This window comes from Candidatus Manganitrophus noduliformans, from assembly GCF_012184425.1.
GTDB classification, from domain to species: Bacteria; Nitrospirota; Nitrospiria; order SBBL01; family Manganitrophaceae; genus Manganitrophus; species Manganitrophus noduliformans.
In genome coordinates this window covers 612,979-632,861 of record NZ_VTOW01000002.1, presented here as the reverse complement: position 1 = coordinate 632,861, position 19,883 = coordinate 612,979, and the positions used below count along the sequence as shown (strand labels likewise).

Genomic DNA, 19,883 nt, shown 5'->3' with positions numbered 1-19,883 from the left:
GTTAGACGCCTTGCTGCATCTTGTGGGCGGCGTTTTGGATCGCTTTCACGATGTTGACATATCCGGTGCAGCGGCAGAGATTTCCCGAGATTGCCTCGCGGATCTCCGCCTCCGACGGGATCGGATTGCCGTTTCTCTGAAGAAAGGCATAGCCGGTCATCAACATACCGGGGGTGCAGTAGCCGCACTGTAAGCCATGTTCCTGAACGAATCCCTCCTGGATCGGATGAAGCTTTCCCTCCTGCTCCAGCCCTTCGACGGTCATCAGCCGGCGCCCGTCGGCCTGAACGGCAAAGAGGGTGCACGATTTGACCGCCCGGCCGTCGAGCAAGACAGTGCAGGCGCCGCAGTGGCTGGTGTCGCATCCGATGTGGGTTCCGGTCAGCCGGAGGATCTCCCGGATGAAGTGGACCAAGAGAAGCCGCGGCTCTACCTCCGATTCGACCTTTGCCCCGTTGACGGTGACTTCGATCTTCTTTTTCGTCATCGCTCTTTTCCTCCCATCGCCCGCTGGAGCGCCCGGTTGAGCGCGCGGGTGGTTAAAACCCTCACCAGAGACCGTTTGTACTCCACGGAGCCCCGCTGGTCGGCGCTCGGCTGGGCCTCTTCCGAGGCGGTCTCCGCCGCCTGCCGGATGATCTGATCGTTGATCGTCTGCCCGCGCAGCAGCTGCTCGGCGCGGATCGCCTTGATCGGGGTAGGGCCGACGTTGGTGAGGCCGATCCCGATCCGCTCGCAGATGTTTCCTTTTCCGACGGTGAGTTGGACGGCGACGGCGGCGGCGGCGAAATCGCCCACCTTCCGTTCTATTTTCAGATAAGCGCCCCCGCTGTGAAGCGGGGGGATCGGAATCCGGATCTCGGTGAGAATTTCGTCGGAATTGAGCGAGGTGCTGAGCGGCCCATTGAATAAATTTTTGACCGGGATGGCGCGTGTGCCGTTCGGGCCGAGGACGACCACCTCCGCATCCATTGCGAGCATGGTGGCCGGGTGATCGTTGGCCGGATCGCCGTGGGCGAGATTGCCGCCGACCGTCGCCATGTTCCGGACGAGGGGATCGGCGATCACGGCGGCCGTGTCGGCGAGAATCGGATATTTGGTTTGAATCAGCTCGGAATGGTCGAGGTCCGACTCCCGTGTGAGGGCGCCGATCGCCAGGTATCCGTTGGACTCACGCAGATAGGCGAGGTCGGGGATGCGGTTGATATCGATCAAAACGGCGGGGGAGGCGAACCGAAGCTTCATGAGGGGGATGAGACTATGTCCTCCCGCAAGGATTTTGGCATCGTCGCCATGTCTTTGCAGAAGGGAAATCGCTTCGGGGAGGGTGCCGGGAGAAAAATAGTCGAATCGCGGGGGGATCATCTTCTCTCTCCTTCCTTTTTGACGAGGGTTAAGGTTCTGAGAGGTCTGTCCTATGGCTGGAAGGGCAAATTATATTCTTAATTTTTTATACGTGCAATATTTTTTTAGGCTTCTATAAGTAGGAGATGTTAATCAGGTAAAGTATGGAGGCGAGTAAAGAAGTGGCTGTCCAAAGCCTTTTTAGAGGTAACAGAAAGGGGTAGGACTTATTTCTGCCCCCCTCCGGGCAGGCTGGGCCTCTCGGCTTGCAGTCCTGCCCGGGGGGTCTTCAGTGTTCAGCGGGGAATCGATCTTATTTCGGCTGGCGGGCTTGATCGGACATCGCCTCGATCAAAATCTCGGCGACCTCGGCGCGGCTGAACTCGGGGGGAGGTTTGATCCCGCCGCGAAGCATCTCGCGCACTTTGGTTCCGGAGAGGGCGATATGTTCCGACGAATCGTGTGGGCAGGTCTTGGCCGAGACCATCCCAAGGCAGCGTTTGCAGTAGAAGGTGTGGTCGAAGAAGAGCGGCTGGATGCCGAGCTCTTCCAGCGTAAATTTCTGAAAGATGTGATGGGCATCGAACGAGCCGTAGAAGTTGCCGACGCCGGCGTGATCGCGGCCGACGATGAAGTGGGTCACCCCATAGTTCTTCCGGCAGATGGCGTGGAAGATTGCTTCCTTGGGGCCGGCGTAGCGCATCGCCGCCGGGAAGACGGCCAGGATCGTCCGATCTTTCGGGTAGTAGTTCTCGAGGAGCACTTTGTAGCAGCGCATCCGGACATCGGCGGGGACATCGTCGCTCTTCGTCTCCCCGACGATCGGGTGCAGCAAGAGGCCGTCGGTGATCTCCAGGGCGCACTTCTGAATATACTCGTGGGCGCGGTGGATCGGGTTGCGGGTCTGGAAGGCGACGATCCGCTTCCAGTCCTTCTCCTCGAAGAGCTTGCGCGTTTGCGCCGGGTCCATCTGGTGCTCGTGGAAGCGCTGGATCGGCGAGCGGCGGAGCATCTCGATCTTGCCTCCGAGGTAAAAGTCGCCGAGGGTCTGTGTGTAGGCGACGCCGGGATGGCTGGCGTCGTTCGTTCCGTAGGCGGCGACCGCCTCTTTCTCTTTGTCGAAGGGGTAGATTTCGTCGATCTTCAGAATGGCGAGGGGGAGCCCGGTCTCCTGGATCAAGGCCACTTCCATCCCTTGCTTCAATTCGGCGGCTTCGGCGGCGGTGACCGAGAGGGTGATCGGGAGGCTCCATGGGAGGCCATTCGCAAGCCGCATCCGGTCCAGCACGCTCTGGTAATCGGCGCTCCCCATGAATCCTTCCAGGGGAGAGAAGACGCCGATTGCGATCAGCTCCAGATCGGAGATCTCGCGGGGGGTCAACTCGATCTTTTTCATTTGAGAGGCCTTTTGCGTGAGCCGATCGACCTCCTTCGGATCAACAAAACGGTTGATCAATCTTCCACCGTGCGGAACGGAAATAGCCATGCTTGAAGCTCCTTTCGGAATAGTGATAATTGAATTGAGATGAATTTCTGCTAAATCGAAAAGTCGAGTGTCTGTGTTCCCCCTTCGACCTTTTCATCGAGCGCCACCGGCATCAGTTTGGTTCGGATGGTGAACGTCTCGCTGTTTCCCTGCGTATCGATCAGCTCCCAGGAGATCTGATCGTGCGATTTGTGGATATGTGGAATCAGCTTGGCGCCCTTCCCTCCGAACTGGTAGGCGAGATGAAACTCGATCGCCTCTTCCGGACAGACCTTGACGCAGGGGAGACAATCCCAGCAATCTTCCGGATATTTTAGATAGGCCTTATTGGCGGTGTGGTCCTTGACGATCAGGTCGCCCGGACACATCCGAAGACAGGGGGGCTGGCTGGCTCCGTGACAGCCGTTGCACTTTTCTGGATCTACCCAAACAGGCATTTAAAAACCTCCTTAAATTAAAACCGCGATGAATGACATTCCATGGGCCGATCGATATCCCTCTACGGCTTGTACCGATCTCCAGGGATGACCTGCTCGTAGGGCCGTGTCAGGACCTCGATGTTCCCGGTTTTCGGGTCGCGCCGGGAGTTGACGAACTTCAGCCAATTCACATCATCCCGCTCGGGATAATCGGTTCGGGTCTGATACGACGGCCAGCGGGTTTCTCTCCGGTGGAGAAGGTGTTCGACCAGCGTTTGGGCGACATCGACCCGGTCCATGATCTCGTGCACCTTCATCAGTTGATGAAGGTCGTTTGCGACCAGGTGATCGAAGTCGGCCGGGAATTTGGCCAGCCGCTGCCGTGCGATCTGGAGCATCTCTTCGTTCATCTCATAATAGGTCGAGGCGCCGCCGGCATACTGCTCCAGCAATTTCTGAAGCCGGGCCTCCATGTCGGTGGGGAGAATAGGGTAGCGCACTTTGCCTGGCCGCTTGATCGCCTCGAAAGCGCGCGCTTCCTCCGCCGCGATCTGCTGGTCCGAAACAGTGATCGGCGGCATGTTCGCGATATCGGCCCCGGCGGCCCGGGCGGCGATGACCCCCTCCGCCCAGCATCCGGAGACGAATTTATAAGGGGCGCCTCCGGCGACGTCCCCCGCGGCGTAAAGGCCTTTCAACGTCGTCCGGCGCTCGCCGTCGACCCAATAACCGGCCTGGCAATGGCCGCCGACGATGTAGGGCTCGGTCGTTTGGACTTCGATCGGCTCTTTGGAAGGATCGATGTTGTTGGCGGCCCAATAGAGGACCATCGAGGGATACATGTCGAGATAAGCCGCCTTCAGCTCTCGAACCTGTTCCGCCGTGAGGCCGCGGGTGTCGAGATAAACCGGGCCGCGCCCTTCCTTAATTTCCATCAACGGGCCGTACGTCCGATAGGGGGTCGGGGCGCCGTCGCCGCCGAGGTGGGCGTAGCGGGTTTTCATGAACTGCTCCCCCTTGGCGTTGACCTGCGGCGCCCTCACGCCGAGGGCGATCGTGCCGGTCGGCGCGATGGTGTCCTTCGTCCGGAGGGCGACGTAGCGCATCTCGAACGAGGTCATCTCGGCGCCGGCCCGGATTCCCATGGCGTATCCCGCTCCCGTGTTGTAGGGGCAATACCAGGTTTTGTGCGAAGCGTCCCCCGGATTGTTCGGCCGATAGAGTCCCGCCGCGCCGCCGGTCGCGATGATCGTCGCTTTGGCTTTGACGACATAGAAAGTGCCGTTTCGGAGCGAGAACCCGACCGCCCCCGCGATCCGGTCTCCATCCGTGAGAAGGTTGGTGACGGTGACCCAATTGTAGACCTGCGCCCCCGCCGAGCGGGCCGCTTTGGCAAGGATCGGCTTGAGCGATTCGCCGTTGATTTTGATGTTCCATCGACCTCTCGGAAGATAATTTCCCTGATCGTCACAGAGGATCGGCAGGCCCCACTTCTCCACCTTCTTCACGCAATACTCGAAGAACTCCGACATCGTCTTGACCAGGTCTTCCCGGATCAAGCCGCACGAGTCGGACCGGACATACCGGACGAAGCTCTCCGGGGTCTCCCCCTTGTTCAGATAGGCGTTGATGGCGTTCATCCCGCCGGCGAGGCAGCCGCTTCGGTCGATGTGGGCTTTCTCCAGGATCGTCACATTCAGTTGCGGGTAACGTTCTTTTGCCTCCACTGCCGCCATACATCCGGCGGTTCCCCCGCCGATGATGAGAATATCGGTCTCGATGATCTTCCGTTCCATAGGCTCCTTTCAGTTTGCTACATGTTGCTGAGGTTGATTATTCTTTCTGGCTCCATCGGCCCTCTACCGGAGAGATGTTCTGGACCGAAGGGATCACCTCCGGTGTTATCTCTGGATTTTCGGTTTGGATCTCAATCGGTTTGCGCCGGGTAAAAAAAGTGTAGAGAAGATAGCCGTCCACTGCGAGCGCGGAGAGCATGACGCTATAGGCATAGGGACTGCCGACCAGATGCAGATCAACCAGCACGCGGGAGAGACCGAAACCGACGATCCAGACATCGAAGCTCATGCAGATGCGACGGAAGGTCTCCGCATCCATCTGGCGAATCAAAAAGGCGCCGACCGGGATCCCGACGATCACGCTCGGGATGATGGTCGAGAGGATCGCCTTGCTTTCCACCGAATAGAGTCCCAAGTAATAATAAGCCAGGGCGGTTAGGCTCGATTCGGCGACGCGGATGATCCCGAGGGCGGCGCGGAACTCCTTCTTCACAAAACCCTGATTGTTAAAAAAGACGGCGAGAGGAGGGCCGGAAACGGTCGTGACGGAGTAGAGAAATCCGATGCCGGTGCCGAATGGAACGCCGAGGGCCCTCTCCGATTGGATCGGCCTTCGAATTCCCGCCGCCTGAATCAGGATCAGCGGGAGGAGAAAGAGATAGGTGAAGAACTTAATCCAGCCGGGTTGAATGGAGGAGAGGAGATAGCTGCCGAGAACCACGCCGGGGGCGAGACCGATCAAAATCGGATAAACCCGCCGCCAAACGGTCGGAACGCTCTCTCTATTAATGATGAGGACGTAGATGTTGACGACCACTTCGATCAAAACCAGCGCCGGATTGAGGATGCGATTGGTATGGAAAATCAGGGCGACGGGGACCGTAATTGAAGAAAAACCATACCCCAGCGCGCCATTCACGACGGCTGCAAAGAGTGTGATTGAGATTAGGACGATCGAACTGATATCGATGGGGTTCATGGTTACTTTCTTAGGAGTCTCACTTTCTCATGCTTCTTATGAACGATTCGCTAAATATGAAACATCAATGTCTGCTTTCCTTCCAACTCCTTTTTTCTTTCAGCAAGGTCTTTAAAATTGATCGAATCAAGATGATCTCTCAGTGAGGTGTTCACCTCTTGCCAGACTTCCTTGATGAGGATGTTGTCGATCTCCCCATTCGTTCCGTTCAGCGATTCCCGCTGGCGGCGCTGGGCGGAGTCGATTTCGACGAGGGGGCCCTCCATCGCTTGAAGCACCTCTCCTAAACGGATCTGCTCCGGAAGCCGGGTTAAACGGTAGCCGCCATGAGGACCTCGCACACTCTCGACGAAACCACGCTTCTTGAGATGATTCATCACCTGTTCTAAAAAACGGAGGGGGATTCTCTCTTTTTGGGCGATCGCCCTGACCTGTAGAGGGCCCTCCCCGGAGTGAAGGGAGAGTGCAAGAATCGCCAAGACTGCATATTCACTTTTTGCCGAGAAATGAACCATATATCCTACTATTCCGATAGAGATTAAGTATTTTATAAATTTATAAACGATAGAGCTTCAGCTGTCAAGCGAATTCTTATTCTTGTTCGACCTAGGATTTTGTGCTATGTTAAGCGAAGGAGAACAACTTCATGACACTCGAACTGACGCTGATCATTGTATTAATTCTGATCAATGCGTTTTTTTCGGCCGCAGAAATTGCCGTGATCACCGCCCGAAAGAGCAATATCAAGAGTCTTTCGGAAAAAGGGAATACTCGCGCAGGGATTCTCTATCATCTTCAGAGTGAACCGGAACGGTTCCTTGCAACCGTTCAAATCGGCGTGACTCTGGTCGGTTCTGCTGCTGCAGCCGTCGGCGGTGCCGTTGCCGTGGAGTCGATCCGTCCAATTTTTGACAAAATTCCCCTGTTAAATCGATTCAGTGAGGCGGCCTCCATCTCCGTAATGGTCATTGTTATCTCATATCTTTCGTTGATTTTGGGCGAACTTGTCCCAAAATCGTTGAGTCTGAAGTATCCTGAACAGATCGCCCTTGCCTTTGCGAAACCGCTTGATCTGATGGCACGGGTTTTAGGGCCCTTTGTAAGGGTACTGACGACGTCGGTTCGTTTCGTCCTGAAACCGATTGGGGGAAAAGTTATTCCAGGCACCTTCATCTCTGAAGAGGAAATTAAATACCTGTTAAAAGAAGGCCGGGAAAAAGGAGTTTTCAACCAGACGGAGCAGGAGCTGATCCATAGTGTTTTTGAGTTTAATGATATTTCTGTGAAAGAGGTGATGGTTCCGCGTCCGAAGATCCATGCCGTCCAAATCGATACCCCTTTCCAAGAAATTCTGAAATATGTAACTGAAAATAAGTTTTCAAGATATCCGGTCTATCGAACCAATATCAACGACATCACTGGGATTCTTTATTTTAAGGATCTCATGTCGGCCTTGATTCAGGAAAAGGCCGTTCATTTAAAGGACCTCCTTCATCCGGCCTATTTCGTTCCTGAAACCATGCAGGTGAGCCATCTTCTAAAGGAGCTTCAACGGCGAAGGATTCAAATGGCCATCGTCATCAACGAATATGGAAGTGTCGAAGGGTTGGTGACGATGGAAGACTTGGTGGAGGAAATTGTCGGTGAGATACAAGACGAATACGACGTCGAGGATCGGCCCGTCGAACGCTTGAAGGACGGCTCCTGGGTGATCGACGCGTCGCTTTCGGTTCGAGACCTCAACACCGACTATGGGCTTCCCATCCCGGAATCGGCTAATTATGAAACGTTGGGGGGATTTGCTCTCTCACAGCTGCAGAATATGCCGAAGGGGGGAGAAATTATTCGATATGGCGATTATAAATTCACCATCGTCGACATGGACGGCCGCCGGATCGCCAAATTGAAAGTTGAAAAAAAACCGGACACAACGCAACCCCAAAGCGGAGGCACTTTGGGGCCCCCGCGGAGTACGGTTCCACACAAAGTATCGATTGACAAATAAGAGGGATTCCCTTATATAAGTCTAAATTTTGGGACCCTCATGTGAAGAACAAAACCAGACCGTATATACTTCCGGCGGTTCTCGTCCTCTCCTTTTCCTATCTTTTATTCGCATATCTGATCACCAGAAATATCTCTCCCGCTTCGATCCCTTTGTCTATTTTTCTTTTCTCCTTGCTGGTCGGCGGGGTTTTATTCGCTCTCTTCCGTCTTGATCATCAACAAGAGCTTCGTTCTTCCATCGAGGATCTCGATGCGCTCAATGAGATCTCGGTATTAATGACGCAAGGGGTGGAGGTCGATGATCTTTTCAAAAAGGTATTTGCAAAGGTGCAGGAGCAGCTTCCGGCACTTTCCGCCGGCGCGCTCTTTCTCGTCGATTGGCAGGGAGAAGATCTCGGTCTGGCGGCCTCTGTTGCGCTTCCTCTTGAGTCGATCTCCGATTTAAAAGAACGGCGAGCCAAGTCAGGTTACGGGGTTATCGAAAGGGTTGCAAAGGGAGGAGAGGCCCAGCAGAAGGATTCTTTACCGTCTTTACAAAAGGAGGGAACGACCCTTTGCGGCGCTGTCCCGCTTCGGTCTTCGGAGCGGGTGGTGGGGGTTCTTTCATTCTGGTCGAGTCAGCCGACGGATCTGACGCCGCGGGAAAAAAAATGGCTTGAGGCGGTCGGCGGACAGATTGGTTTGGCTCTGGAGCGGATTCAGCTTCAGAAGTCGCATTTGAGAAGGGAAAAAGAGGCGCTGGCCCTTTTTCAACTCAGTCAGGCGACGACCTCCTCATTGTCGATCGATACGGTTGTCAAAATTATTCTGAATCATGTCGCCGGGATTACCGAATCGGAGGCGGTCTGGATCATGTTGTATAATCCGATTCAACGGCTCTTGGAGGTAGTCGCCGCGCGCGGGTTTTCAGACCAGATCTCCCTGAAATCACTCACCCTTCGTCCGGGGCAGGGGGTTTTAGGAGAGGTTTTCGAGAAAGAGAAGTTGATCTTTGTTCCGGATGTGCGGAAAGATCACCGCCTGGTTTATCGGGACGTGACCGAGCGCTCCGGAATCACCTCTATGATTGGAATTCCTTTGATGGTTAAAGGGAAAGCCATCGGGGTGATTGGATTGTTTTGCCCCAAATCGGTGGAGGCGGGGCGGATTCAGCAGGAGCGGCTCGATTTTCTGACGACCATCGCCTCGCAGGTCGCCATTGCGATCGATAATGTCAAGCTGTATCAAGATCTGGAGCAGAAGGTGACGGAGTTGCGTCGGCTCCAGGGGCAACTGATCCAAACGGAAAAGCTCTCCGCCATCGGGGAGTTGGTTTCCGGGGTGGCCCATGAGATCAATAACCCCCTCACGAGCGTTGTCGGGTTTACGCAGCTCTTGCTGGAGACGACCGAGAATCCGCGCGATCGGGAATTTCTCGAAAAAATATTCAGCGAGGCGATGAGTTGCTCCGAGATCATCCGCAATCTTCTGACCTTCGCCCGGCGCCATCCTGCCGAAAAGAGCTATAACAACATCAACGATATTATCCGGAAAGCGCTTGAGCTAAAACGATATCAGCTTGAAACCGACGGCGTTGAAATCATCGAGAACCTCTCCGATTCCATCCCTCCCATATGGGTCGATCCGCACCAGATGCAGCAGGTCTTTTTCAACATCATCCATAATGCGCACCAAGCGCTGCTTGAAAAGAAGAAATTGAGCACCAGCCCTTTACGGTTGACGATTTCAAGCGAGAGCAGGAATGGTCTTGTTTCCATTTCCTTCCACGATACCGGTCAAGGGATTCTCCCGGACGTCTTGCCGAAGGTTTTCGAGCCGTTTTTTACGACCAAAGAGGTCGGCGTCGGAACCGGTTTGGGGCTCTCCATTTCTTACGGGATCGTCAAGGAGCATGGCGGGGAGATCCTCATCGAAAATTTATTCGGAGAGGGGGTGACCTTTATCGTCACCTTTCCGATCAACGGACAGGGAAGGGATCGGAGAGTGGCTGAGGGGGCCAAAGGGGGGAGCTATGCGGGGAGGAGAATTCTCATCGTCGATGACTCCAATGCGGCCCTGGAAATGTGCACCTATATCTTGCGGTCGGAAGGATTCCGTGTCGAGGGGGTGGAGAGCGGTCGTGCTGCATTGGAGCGGCTTCGATCGGAGGATTATGATCTGATCTTGACCGACCTCGGGATCGCCGACATGCCGGGACTGGCGTTCCACGATGCGCTTCTTAAAGAGTATCCGGTGATGGCGGAGAAGATTCTTTTCTTGGCCGAGGAGCGGATCAACCCGGAGGCGCGGCGTTTCCTTGAAGAGAGAAAAGTGGAAATTCTCTTCAGGCCGTTCGGGATGACGGCATTAAAAGAGGCGGTTTATCGCTCTCTGATCACCTCTTTGAAGGCTTGATGAAGCCGGCGGGTGATCGGCCCCGGTTTCCCGCTACCGATCGGGTTCCCGTTGATCCGCGTCACCGGCATCAATTCAAAACCGCTGTTCGTGAGAAAGGCCTCCTCGGCTTCGAAGAGCGCGTCGGGCTTGAAGAATCCCTCCTCGGTCGGAAGACGCTTCTTCCGGGCCAGATCGATGACCACTTCCCGCGTGATCCCCTCCAAAAGCCCCACGGCCGGTGAAGGGGTTTCCAGTTTTCCCCGCCGCACCCAGAAGAGATTGCTCGTCGTCCCTTCGGAGAGATATCCTTCCGGATTCAGAAGAAGCCCGTCGTCGCTTCCCGCTTTCGTCGCCTCCGATTTTGCCATGACGTTGTTCAGGAAGCTGATCGATTTCAGGGCCGGATCGAGCGCCGTCGTCGCGTTCCGCCGGACCTGAACGATGACGGCGGAAATCCCATCGCGATAATATTCCGGAGGATAGCCGGTAAAGGGCCGGGCCGTGACGACCAGCGTCGGTTTATCGCACAGCGCCGGATCGAGGCCGATCTCCCCCTCTCCACGGGTAAAGGTGAGACGGAGAATTGCATCCCGTAGGGCGTTTCGCTTCAGCGTGTCGTAGAGAATGGCCTCAAGCCGAGGAAGGGGAGGAAGGGGAAGTTCCAATCGCCGGGCCGACCGGGCCAATCGTTCCAGGTGCCGCGAGAGACGGAAAACAACCCCATCGTAAGCGCGAAGGGTCTCAAAGAGACCGTCTCCATAAAGAAAACCATGATCGAAGACGGAGATCTTTGCCTCTTCTTTCGGGACAAATCGATCTTGGAGGTAGATCCACATCTAATCGGCCGTGAAAGGTGAGGGGTGGGGCGTAAGGGCCTGGCGCCTCACGTGTTTCATGGTTCCAGCGCCTTTATCAAAGCGGCCGCCTTCTGAAGGGTCTCTCGGTATTCCTTCTCCGGATCGGAGTCGGCGACGATGCCGGCCCCCACTTGAAAGGTCATCTCCTCTCCCTGCCGGACCCAGGTCCGAATGGCGATGTTCAGATCCATCTCCCCTGTAAAGTCGATATAGCCGACGGCCCCGGTGTAAATGCCCCTGGCGCGTTTCTCCAGCTCGGAGAGAATCTCCATGCAGCGAACTTTCGGAACCCCCGTGATCGTCCCTCCCGGGAAAAGCGCCTGCACGACCTCCGTCAAGGTCATCTCCGGCCGAAGCTCTCCCTGGATATTTGAGACCAGATGCAAGACATGCGAGTATTTTTCAAGCGACATCAACTCGTCCACTTCGATCGAGCCGTATCGGCAGACCTTTCCAAGATCGTTCCGTTCCAAATCGACCAGCATCAGATGCTCCGCCCGTTCCTTCTCGCTTTTGTACAAGGATTGAATCATCCGCTGGTCTTCTGCTTCATCTCCCCCGCGCGGATGGGTTCCCGCGATCGGTCGCGTCGAGACGAGGCGTCTTCCCCCCGAGGTGCTTACCCGAACGAGCCGTTCCGGCGAGCCGCTTGCAATCTGAATCAAGCCCAAATCGAGATACGCGGCAAAAGGGGAGGGGTTGATCTTGCGAAGCCGCCGATAAATCTGAAAAGGAGAGGGAGCGGGGGAAGCGATACGAAAACGGTGCGAGAGATTGGTCTGAAAGATATCCCCGGCTGCGATATACTCCTTCGCCCGGAGAACCATTTCAACATACTCGCGTTCCGAAAAATCTTCTTCGACGGTCGGGGTGAGGATTTGCGGTTTAATTGCCCGCGACGGCCGAGAGGAGAGGAACTCCGATCGTAAGTGAGCCATCTTCGCCCGTCCGTCCCGACAGGCCGATTCCTCCGGTTTTCCCATTTCCATTTCAGGAAAGGGATTGTAGACCAGATAGAGTCGCTCTCTTGTATGATCGAGGAGAACGAAGAGATTAAAGAAAAGAAGGAGGATATCGGGAATGGCCGGATTTCGGACGGAAGGGGCGGGGATATTTTCCCATCGTCGGACCAGATCATAGCTGAAAAATCCGGCCGCTCCTCCTTGTAGGAACGGAATTTCGGAAAGCGATCCTTCAAAAAGGGAAGATTGAAATCGATCGAGCCACCGCTGAAGGTGAGCAAGCGGGTTTCCCTTCTGATGATGAGCGTATCCCTTCCCGTCACCGAGCAGTTCGAATCGGCTTGTCTCCTCTTTGCTCTCGAACTTGGCAAAGGGAGTTCCGGCCATGAGTGAAAACCGCCCATCGAACCACCCTCCTCGCATTCCCTCGAAGAGGACCGATTGTTCCTTCCATCCGAGCCGCTCGAAGAGGGCCGTCGCCGACTTTCCTTGAGTAGGAAGCGTTTCGACAATCAGATCCCTATGAGGGCGGTCCAATATCAGGCGATCGGCGGGGGGCATCTGTTCTCTCTGAAACGAATTAACCGGGCCGGACACAGCGGAAGCCGACATCGCTGATGGTGGAATCGGGGGGGGCATAGAGGCGAAAGGTAACGGTCGAATGATGCTTGACCAACTCTTCCTGGACATCCGGAGGAAAATGCCCGATCGCCGACCACGAATTGCCTCGAATCACCTTGAGCTGCTTTCCATACTCCTTGCTCTGATACTTGCTTCCGGGGTAGGGGTGGTACCAGTCGGCCGTCCATTCCCAAACGTTCCCGATCATATCCACTGCGCCGTAAGTGCTTTGGCCTGCGGGATAGTGGCCTACCGGGGTCAGGTCTTGAGACTGTCCCCCGATATTCGCCTTCGTCAAATCGAACTCGTTCCCCCAGGGATATCTTCTTCCGTCGGTTCCCCGTGCCGCTTTCTCCCATTCCGCTTCGGTCGGCAGCCGGCCTTCCTTCCAATGGCAGTAGTCCTGCGCATCCTGCCAGGGGACATTCACCACCGGATAATGATCACTCCCTTTCAAGTATTGTCCCTCTTCCCAATGGCCGGGAGGCGCGCGCCGCGTCGAACGAATAAAGTCGGCGTATTGCGCATTGGTGACCTCGGTCCGGTCGATATAATACAGCGGCAGGTAGATTTTATGGGCCGGACCTTCATCGACAAACCAGGGTTTGACGATCCCCTGCTCCTGAGCGAAGTGCTCCTCATCGACTTCATCGGTGCCTCGGATGAAATCACCGGCGGGAACAGCGACCATTCCTTCCGGAGGACGACGCGAACAGGCCAGTAAGAGAGCGGTCAGGAACAGGGCAAGGATATTATTTCTATAATGGATCATCCGCAGGGTCCGGTTTTAAGTGAGCCGATCTTACTGAATCAGGAATGAGGTGTCAAGTTTTGCAAAAAAGACTTGACACTCCGGGGGTCAATCGATATAGTATCGCCTTGTTATTCCGAAAAGGTCACTTGTTCTTCCAGCTGAGCATTCTTAATAGTCAGAGCGCGGGAGCGAGTGTTTTTTCACTTTCTGAGATCTCTACAAGCACCAGCAATACCGGATCAGCAACACCAGACAGCAGAGCTTCATTAGAAATAAACAAGGAGGAACAAAATGAAGTTTGGACGGATCGGTTTGGCAATGCTCGTTGCAACAGCGTTTAGCGTGAATATCGGTTCGGCGGCGGAAAAGGATCCCCTGGCGCCCCGTGTTCCTGCGGACCAGATGGCGGCCGCAAAGGCGTGGAAGAACCCGATGAAGGCGACCCCTGATAATATTGCCAAAGGAAAAGAGATCTTCAACGGAAAGGGAACCTGCTTCACCTGCCACGGAAATGAAGGACGCGGTGACGGTCCCGCCGGCGCGGCGCTTGATCCCACCCCCCGCAATTTCCACAATCCGAAACTGAAGGGCAAGACGGATGGTGAGTTTGCTTGGGTGATCAAGAACGGCAGCCCCGGCACCGGGATGATCTCCTATGTCCCCGGCGTGATCAGCGAAGAAGAAATGGCGCTGGTGATCCTTTTTGAGAGAAGCCTGCACGACCAGCCATAAGTTCGGATGCATGAGAGGTGTTTAGAAGGTTTTTCCCAATCCTTTTGACTTTGGTTTTGATGGCCTCCTTTGCGTTTTCAGCCGAGGAGGAACTGGCAAAACCGAGGGTTCCTGCGGATCGTCTGAAAGAGGCTCAGAGTTTGAAGAGTCCCTTTAAGCCGACTCCGGAGAACATATCGAAAGGAAAAGCGCTCTTTGAGGGAAAAGGAACCTGTTTCACCTGTCACGGTAAGGAAGGGACAGGGGAAGGGTTGGCAGCCGCAGGGCTGGATCCTCCTCCCCGCAATTTCACAAGCGCCGCCTTCCATGCGATGCGTACGGATGGGGAACTCTTCTGGGTGATCAAACATGGGAGTCCGGGAACGGCGATGATGCCGATGGTCGGAAGCGTGATCACCGATGAAGAGGCCTGGTTGGTGCTTCTCTATGAGAGAAGCCTCGGCCGAAAAAAGTAGTAAAAGGGGGAGCTTTCGCTCCCCCTTTTTTTTTGGAGATTAGGTTTGATGTTTCGGTACTGATTAAGAGGGCGACTCGTTGATTCGTCCCTACCGATCAAGAACCCTCCGTCGTTGACAGTGTTGGCTTTTTTATTCTAGAATACGTAGCAGATTTGTGAATAATTGGGCTTTTATAATGGAAAAAAGGGGAACAATTTTAATTGTAGATGACGAGGAAAATATCCGTGATATCCTCTTCGAGGTCCTCTCCAATGAAGCGTATGAGTGTCATCGCGCCGAAGGGGGTGAAGAGGCCCTTTCAGTATTAAGAGAGAGGTCTTTCGATCTGGTGTTGTCGGATATCCTCATGCCCGGCATGTCGGGGATTGACTTGCTGAAAGAGGCCAAAGCGGCCGATGCCGATTTGTCGTTCATCATGGTCACCGCCGTCCATGCGGCGGAAACCGCCATTGAGGCAATGCGGTTGGGTGCCGACAATTATCTCATCAAACCTTTCAATTTGGACGAGGTGATCCTGAGTGTCGAGAAGGCGCTTCAGCGTCGAAGATTGATTATCGAGAACAGAGAGTATCAACTTCACCTTGAAAAAAAGGTGGAGGAGCGGACCCGTGAGTTGCACGATGCCTTAAAGAAGATTCAGGCAAGTTATCGGGCAACACTCGAAGCGCTCGGCTCCGCACTCGATACCCGCGATATCGGCACCCATGCTCACTCGAGGCGGGTGACGCATTATGCCCTTCTTCTAGGACGCACTCTCGGCATGAGCGGTCAAGAACTGGAAGTATTGGAGAGAGGGGTTTACCTTCACGATATCGGCAAGATCGGCATTCCCGATGATATTCTCCTCCGGCCCGGAAAGCTGACCAAGCAGGAGATGGAGATCATGATGACCCACGCGGAATTGGGGAAGCGGCTGCTCTCCAGGATCGACTTTTTGAGAGAAGCCTCCGAGATCGTCTACAGTCATCAAGAGCGTTTTGACGGGTCCGGTTATCCAAGGGGGCTGAAGGGAGAGGAGATTCCGCTGGGGGCGCGCGTCTTTGCGATCGTCGATGCGCTCGACGCAATGACCTCCGATCGCCCTTATCGAAAGGCGCTCCCCTTTGAGGCGGCCCGTGCGGAAATTATACGCTCGGCGGGGATCCAATTCGATCCTGAGATTGTCCGTGTTTTCATGAGCATTCCCAAAGAGCAATGGCTCAGGGTGCGGGAGCGCCCCCTTCTCTATGAAGAGGAGAGGGAAGTCGCCTAAATATTTTGCTGTGCGGTAGAGAGGATTTCCGCGCGGAAGGCTGCCCGCATGATCTCTTAGAAATCGGCTCGGAGCGCCGTCCGGGACGGTGCTTTTCGGACGAGAGGATCACCTCCTCCTTAATCAGGAGATCTTCAAAATCGCTTTGACATTCAGAGGGATCTATGTTAAAGTCACCGCCGACTATGATCCGCATCCAGTCCCTCTGGATGAACTCAATTGCGGCAGACACCCTCACTCATGAACTGGCCAAGAGAGGAAGTTCCACCCCCTTACTATCGCAGAGGCAAGTACCATACGATTTTGAAGGACACAGGGTGTGAGCGGGTAAGGATTAAGGATGTACGAAGAACAGGTACCTGTCCCAATGGAGGAAGACAGCGGAAGCTCCTTCAGTAAATCGGCCGATTATGACCCTCCTCCCAGCGAGAGCAGTGCGTCATCCTCTCCTTTCGAAAAACTAGAGCCGATCCTCCAAATCATGGCGGACCATGCCGAATTGGTTCGCGACCCCCCCCAATTCTTGAATCTCCTCTTGGATCAAATCTTCAAAGTCCTCGGCTCGGACATTCTTCTCCTGTTTAGCCGAGAGGAGAAGGCAAAGGAATGGGTCCTTCTTTCCCATCGGGGAATGCCGAAAGATTTCGGGAAGAATGGTTTTATCCCTCGCGCCTGGCAGTCCCTTCCGACGATTGTCCTCCAGCAGGGCCCCGCCCTTTTTTCTCATGAGATCTCAAAAGATCCCGTTTTCGTCGGTCAGATCATCCGCGGGATGAACATTCAGAGCTTCGGCGGAGCCACCCTCCAGTCGGAGGGGAAAGTGCTCGGATCGCTCTCGGTCGGTTATGCGAAGCCGGATGCAATGACGCCGAAAGATCGAGATCTCTTTCTAATGATTGCCAAGCTGATTTCCCCGTTTGTTACCCAACAACAAGGAGCCCCCTCCGCCGCCGCGCCGGAAACGCCCCGTTTGACCGCCGGTCTGGATCTCAGCGGCCGGATCGTTTCGATCAATTCCGAATTCGCTCAATTCCTCGGTTATGAAAAAGAACAGGTCCATCGGACCCCCTTTTCTCAGCACCTGACCGCGACGGGACTGAGCACCTTTTCCGGCCAGGTGGAAGCCCTCAAGTCGGGTCAAAGGAATCTTCCCCCTTTCCATCTGGAGGTCTTAAGGCGTGGCGAGTCAAGGCGGATTCTCAATGTCCATCTCTCGCCATATCTAAAAGAGACGAAGATGGCCGGCGTGACGATCTCAGCACAAGATGCAACAGAGATCGACGTCTTGGAGAAAGATCTCTCCGATAAGAAAATTGAATTGAATCTGTTGGAGTCGCTCTTTGCCAGCCTCAGCCGTTCTTTCCAGGAGGGAGATGTTTTCCGGACCGCTTTGGAAAAAATCCTCTCGCTGATGAATATCGAGGGGGGGTATCTTCTCCGGTTCGATGATAAGAAACAACGATTTCTCCTGGTCGCGCAAAAGGGCCTATCCCCCGAAAAAGCGCAGCGCCTTGAAAAACAGGGGGCAAAAGTCGGCGAAAATGTGATCGGAAAGATTGTGGAGAAAAAATCGCCCACCCTTGTTGTCGCGGAGGATGCGAAGGGTCCTTTAAAAAAGAGATTTGTCGGAGAGGACGGTCTTCTCGCCTATATGGGGGTGCCGATCCAGGCTTCGGGACAGATTTGGGGGACCCTTTCCTTGTTCAGCCGGAGCCGGCTCTTCACCGAAAGTGATCTGGGCGTCCTCGGCTTCGTCGGCAGAGAGATCGGCTTTACCATCGACAATATGAAATTGTTCGATCAGGCGCGCCAGCGTGTCGAAGATCTGACGATCATGAACGAGGTCAGCCAGTCGATTACGAAAAGCCTTCACCTCGATCAACTGCTCTCTTCGGTCGCCAACAGCCTGACCCGGATGATCGGGGCGAGCAACTGCTATATTTTCTCCGTAGACGACAAGCGAAACCTTCTCTACGGCGTGGCCGCGTCGGATCAGCGGGGGGACGCGATCCGGAAGGTGGAAATCAAAATGAATGAGAATACGCTCCTTTCCCTCACGGCGAGGGAGCAGCATTCTTTCGTGATCGAGAACGCCCCTCAAGATCCGCGGGTCAGCAAGAAATGGATCGATCTCTTTAAGTCGAGATCCCTTTTATCGGTTCCCCTCATTATTAAAGAGCGGGTCATCGGCGTGCTCCTTCTGGATGAAACCCGTTATTTCCGGCAGTTCGCTCCGGAAGAGATCCAGAAGATCGTCACGATGGCCAATCAGGTCTCGGTCGCCATCGAAAATGCCACCCTTTACCAGGCGGTGACCAAACACATGGAGCGCCTGCAGACCCTCTCTTCCGCGATCGTTAACATCCAGGAAGAGGAGCGGCGACGGATTGCTCAAGAGCTGCATGATGAGGCGGGGCAAGCGCTGACCGGAATCAAGATGAATCTTGAGTGGGTGGAAAAGGAGCTTCCCCCTTCCGAGAAAGCGATCCGGGAGAAAATCGAGGAGGTCAAGTCCCAGGTGGGGAAAATCATGGAAGAGCTCCGGCGGCTCTCCTACGATTTGCGTCCCGCCATTCTGGACGAACTCGGCCTGGTGCCGACGCTCCGCTGGTACATCGAGGAGTATTCGAAGCGCACCCGGACCGCCGTCCACCTCCAGACGACCGGCCTGCAGAAGCGGCTTTCGGCGAAAATCGAGATCCTTCTTTATCGGGTGATCCAAGAGGCCCTGACCAATGTCGCCAAACATGCGCAGGCGGAATCGGTCATCCTTTCCCTGGAAAAAAAGGATGTCCATATCCATCTCTACATCACCGACGACGGAAAGGGCTTTGAGGTGAAGCGCTACTTTTCTTCTCCGCCGATGATCCGACGGGGTCTCGGGATTTTAGGGATGAAGGAGCGGGTCGAATTGGCGGGAGGGACCTTTTTCATCGACTCGGACCCGGGACAGGGAACGCGGATTTCAATCAAGGTGCCGATCGTAAAGAGGGGATCGTGACGAGAAGAATCAAGCTCATGATCGCCGACGATCATACCATCGTCCGGCAGGGGATGAAAAAACTTCTTGAGACCTATCCGGAGCTTCAGATTGTCGGAGAGTCGCAAGACGGGGAGGAGACGGTGGAAATCGCCGTGCAGCTCCTTCCCGACCTGATCATCATGGATATCAGCATGCCCGGCCTCAACGGCCTGGAGGCGACCCGCGAGATTAAAAAGCGGCTTCCCGAAATAAAGATCTTGATTCTCACGATGCATGCGGAGAAGGAATACATCTTCAAAATTCTTCAATCGGGCGCTTCGGGTTATCTGCTCAAAGGCTCTCCCATCGAAGAGCTGGTCTCGGCGATCCACGCCGTGGATCGGGGGGAATCTTATCTTAGCCCCGCCGTTTCAAAGTCGATCATTGAAGATTATGTCGGCGGTGGGGTGAGACGGCCCGTCACGACGCGGTCTCAACCGCTGACGACCCGGGAGCGGGAGGTCCTGCAGCTGATTGCGGAGGGTTATACCAGCAAGCGCATCGCCACCCGACTCTCTCTTAGCGCCAAGACCATTGAAACGCACCGGTCCCATATCATGCAAAAATTGAATATCCACAACGCAGCCGGATTGATCCGATATGCCATTCAGAAAGGCTGGGTTGAAGGACCTCACGCGCAGGAACGGTAGCGCACCACCCTAGGTGATCCCCGCTTTTACGCCTTCCCGTTTTGGTTGAACGACCGTCAGGGACTCCCCTGATTTACAAATGAATCGCAATCAGTTATAAGTATTAGCGTTTTTACCCTCAGATGGAATATCCCTTGTCCGGATCACATCTGGTTTGCCCCGGAATCG

17 protein-coding genes are annotated in these 19,883 nt (G+C 54.9%); 7 read left to right on the top strand and 10 right to left on the bottom strand.

Annotated features, from left to right (window positions below):
- Nucleotide 1 precedes the first annotated feature (1 nt).
- The 7 genes from MNODULE_RS12265 to MNODULE_RS12235 form a co-directional block, all read right to left on the bottom strand.
- Nucleotides 2–487 carry a (2Fe-2S)-binding protein gene (locus tag MNODULE_RS12265; RefSeq protein ID WP_168060174.1) on the bottom strand — a complete coding sequence of 162 codons (486 nt, stop codon included), beginning with the start codon at nt 485–487 and terminating at the stop codon, nt 2–4.
- On the bottom strand, nt 484–1,365 hold the full coding sequence (locus MNODULE_RS12260; RefSeq protein ID WP_168060172.1) for an FAD binding domain-containing protein: 882 nt from the start codon (nt 1,363–1,365) through the stop codon (nt 484–486). The genes MNODULE_RS12265 and MNODULE_RS12260 overlap by 4 nt, the downstream gene beginning before the upstream one ends.
- A 292-nt stretch (nt 1,366–1,657) precedes the next feature.
- Nucleotides 1,658–2,830 (bottom strand): sulfate adenylyltransferase, encoded by a 1,173-nt coding sequence (sat, locus tag MNODULE_RS12255; RefSeq protein ID WP_168060170.1) that lies wholly within the window; start codon nt 2,828–2,830, stop codon nt 1,658–1,660.
- Nucleotides 2,831–2,880: 50 nt separating this feature from the next.
- On the bottom strand, nt 2,881–3,267 hold the full coding sequence (locus tag MNODULE_RS12250) for a 4Fe-4S binding protein (RefSeq protein WP_168060168.1): 387 nt from the start codon (nt 3,265–3,267) through the stop codon (nt 2,881–2,883).
- 62 nt (nt 3,268–3,329) lie between these two features.
- Entirely contained in the window at nt 3,330–5,045 is a 1,716-nt protein-coding gene (locus MNODULE_RS12245) for an adenylyl-sulfate reductase subunit alpha (RefSeq protein WP_168060166.1), read from the bottom strand.
- 37 nt (nt 5,046–5,082) lie between these two features.
- Nucleotides 5,083–6,024, bottom strand: coding sequence for a sulfite exporter TauE/SafE family protein (locus MNODULE_RS12240; RefSeq protein ID WP_168060164.1), 942 nt, complete (start codon nt 6,022–6,024; stop codon nt 5,083–5,085).
- A gap of 50 nt (nt 6,025–6,074) precedes the next feature.
- Nucleotides 6,075–6,539, bottom strand: coding sequence for an RrF2 family transcriptional regulator (locus MNODULE_RS12235; protein ID WP_168060162.1), 465 nt, complete (start codon nt 6,537–6,539; stop codon nt 6,075–6,077).
- A 131-nt stretch (nt 6,540–6,670) separates the two neighbouring features.
- On the opposite strand from MNODULE_RS12235, the gene MNODULE_RS12230 reads away from it, so the two are divergent.
- A complete protein-coding gene (locus tag MNODULE_RS12230) occupies nt 6,671–8,029 on the top strand; it encodes a hemolysin family protein (RefSeq protein ID WP_168060160.1) in 1,359 nt (452 codons plus the stop codon).
- A gap of 41 nt (nt 8,030–8,070) precedes the next feature.
- Nucleotides 8,071–10,425 carry a GAF domain-containing protein gene (locus MNODULE_RS12225; RefSeq protein ID WP_168060158.1) on the top strand — a complete coding sequence of 785 codons (2,355 nt, stop codon included), beginning with the start codon at nt 8,071–8,073 and terminating at the stop codon, nt 10,423–10,425.
- Here the strand turns inward: MNODULE_RS12225 and MNODULE_RS12220 are convergent.
- The 3 genes from MNODULE_RS12220 to MNODULE_RS12210 are packed head-to-tail and all read right to left on the bottom strand — an operon-like array spanning nt 10,392 to nt 13,538.
- The gene (locus MNODULE_RS12220) at nt 10,392–11,243 is read right to left on the bottom strand and encodes an aminotransferase class IV (RefSeq protein WP_168060156.1); all 852 of its coding nucleotides are present in this window, start codon (nt 11,241–11,243) and stop codon (nt 10,392–10,394) included. The two genes, MNODULE_RS12225 and MNODULE_RS12220, sit on opposite strands and share 34 nt — an antisense overlap.
- A 56-nt stretch (nt 11,244–11,299) precedes the next feature.
- A complete protein-coding gene (locus MNODULE_RS12215; protein ID WP_168060154.1) occupies nt 11,300–12,787 on the bottom strand; it encodes an anthranilate synthase component I family protein in 1,488 nt (495 codons plus the stop codon).
- Nucleotides 12,788–12,806: 19 nt separating this feature from the next.
- The gene (locus tag MNODULE_RS12210; RefSeq protein WP_168060152.1) at nt 12,807–13,538 is read right to left on the bottom strand and encodes a formylglycine-generating enzyme family protein; all 732 of its coding nucleotides are present in this window, start codon (nt 13,536–13,538) and stop codon (nt 12,807–12,809) included.
- 381 nt (nt 13,539–13,919) lie between these two features.
- Between MNODULE_RS12210 and MNODULE_RS12205 the strand changes: the two genes are divergently transcribed.
- The 5 genes from MNODULE_RS12205 (at nt 13,920) to MNODULE_RS12185 (ending at nt 19,715) form a co-directional block, all read left to right on the top strand.
- Nucleotides 13,920–14,333 carry a c-type cytochrome gene (locus MNODULE_RS12205; RefSeq protein WP_238339557.1) on the top strand — a complete coding sequence of 138 codons (414 nt, stop codon included), beginning with the start codon at nt 13,920–13,922 and terminating at the stop codon, nt 14,331–14,333.
- A 140-nt stretch (nt 14,334–14,473) separates the two neighbouring features.
- The gene (locus MNODULE_RS12200) at nt 14,474–14,788 is read left to right on the top strand and encodes a c-type cytochrome (protein WP_202882196.1); all 315 of its coding nucleotides are present in this window, start codon (nt 14,474–14,476) and stop codon (nt 14,786–14,788) included.
- A gap of 178 nt (nt 14,789–14,966) precedes the next feature.
- Nucleotides 14,967–16,043 (top strand): HD-GYP domain-containing protein, encoded by a 1,077-nt coding sequence (locus tag MNODULE_RS12195; protein ID WP_168060146.1) that lies wholly within the window; start codon nt 14,967–14,969, stop codon nt 16,041–16,043.
- Nucleotides 16,044–16,383: 340 nt separating this feature from the next.
- Nucleotides 16,384–19,044 carry a GAF domain-containing protein gene (locus tag MNODULE_RS12190; protein ID WP_168060144.1) on the top strand — a complete coding sequence of 887 codons (2,661 nt, stop codon included), beginning with the start codon at nt 16,384–16,386 and terminating at the stop codon, nt 19,042–19,044.
- A complete protein-coding gene (locus MNODULE_RS12185) occupies nt 19,041–19,715 on the top strand; it encodes a response regulator (RefSeq protein WP_202882195.1) in 675 nt (224 codons plus the stop codon). The genes MNODULE_RS12190 and MNODULE_RS12185 overlap by 4 nt, the downstream gene beginning before the upstream one ends.
- Nucleotides 19,716–19,883 lie beyond the last annotated feature (168 nt).

Coding starts and splice junctions, on each gene's coding strand:
- MNODULE_RS12235 (WP_168060162.1), bottom strand. CDS start 6,539: ATGGTTCATTTCTCGGCAAAAAGTGAATATGCAGTCTTGGCGATTCTT.
- MNODULE_RS12240 (WP_168060164.1), bottom strand. CDS start 6,024: ATGAACCCCATCGATATCAGTTCGATCGTCCTAATCTCAATCACACTC.
- MNODULE_RS12210 (WP_168060152.1), bottom strand. CDS start 13,538: ATGGTCGCTGTTCCCGCCGGTGATTTCATCCGAGGCACCGATGAAGTC.
- MNODULE_RS12220 (WP_168060156.1), bottom strand. CDS start 11,243: ATGTGGATCTACCTCCAAGATCGATTTGTCCCGAAAGAAGAGGCAAAG.
- MNODULE_RS12245 (WP_168060166.1), bottom strand. CDS start 5,045: ATGGAACGGAAGATCATCGAGACCGATATTCTCATCATCGGCGGGGGA.
- MNODULE_RS12265 (WP_168060174.1), bottom strand. CDS start 487: ATGACGAAAAAGAAGATCGAAGTCACCGTCAACGGGGCAAAGGTCGAA.
- MNODULE_RS12215 (WP_168060154.1), bottom strand. CDS start 12,787: ATGCCCCCCGCCGATCGCCTGATATTGGACCGCCCTCATAGGGATCTG.
- MNODULE_RS12195 (WP_168060146.1), top strand. CDS start 14,967: ATGGAAAAAAGGGGAACAATTTTAATTGTAGATGACGAGGAAAATATC.
- MNODULE_RS12190 (WP_168060144.1), top strand. CDS start 16,384: ATGTACGAAGAACAGGTACCTGTCCCAATGGAGGAAGACAGCGGAAGC.
- sat (WP_168060170.1), bottom strand. CDS start 2,830: ATGGCTATTTCCGTTCCGCACGGTGGAAGATTGATCAACCGTTTTGTT.
- MNODULE_RS12250 (WP_168060168.1), bottom strand. CDS start 3,267: ATGCCTGTTTGGGTAGATCCAGAAAAGTGCAACGGCTGTCACGGAGCC.
- MNODULE_RS12230 (WP_168060160.1), top strand. CDS start 6,671: ATGACACTCGAACTGACGCTGATCATTGTATTAATTCTGATCAATGCG.
- MNODULE_RS12205 (WP_238339557.1), top strand. CDS start 13,920: ATGCTCGTTGCAACAGCGTTTAGCGTGAATATCGGTTCGGCGGCGGAA.
- MNODULE_RS12260 (WP_168060172.1), bottom strand. CDS start 1,365: ATGATCCCCCCGCGATTCGACTATTTTTCTCCCGGCACCCTCCCCGAA.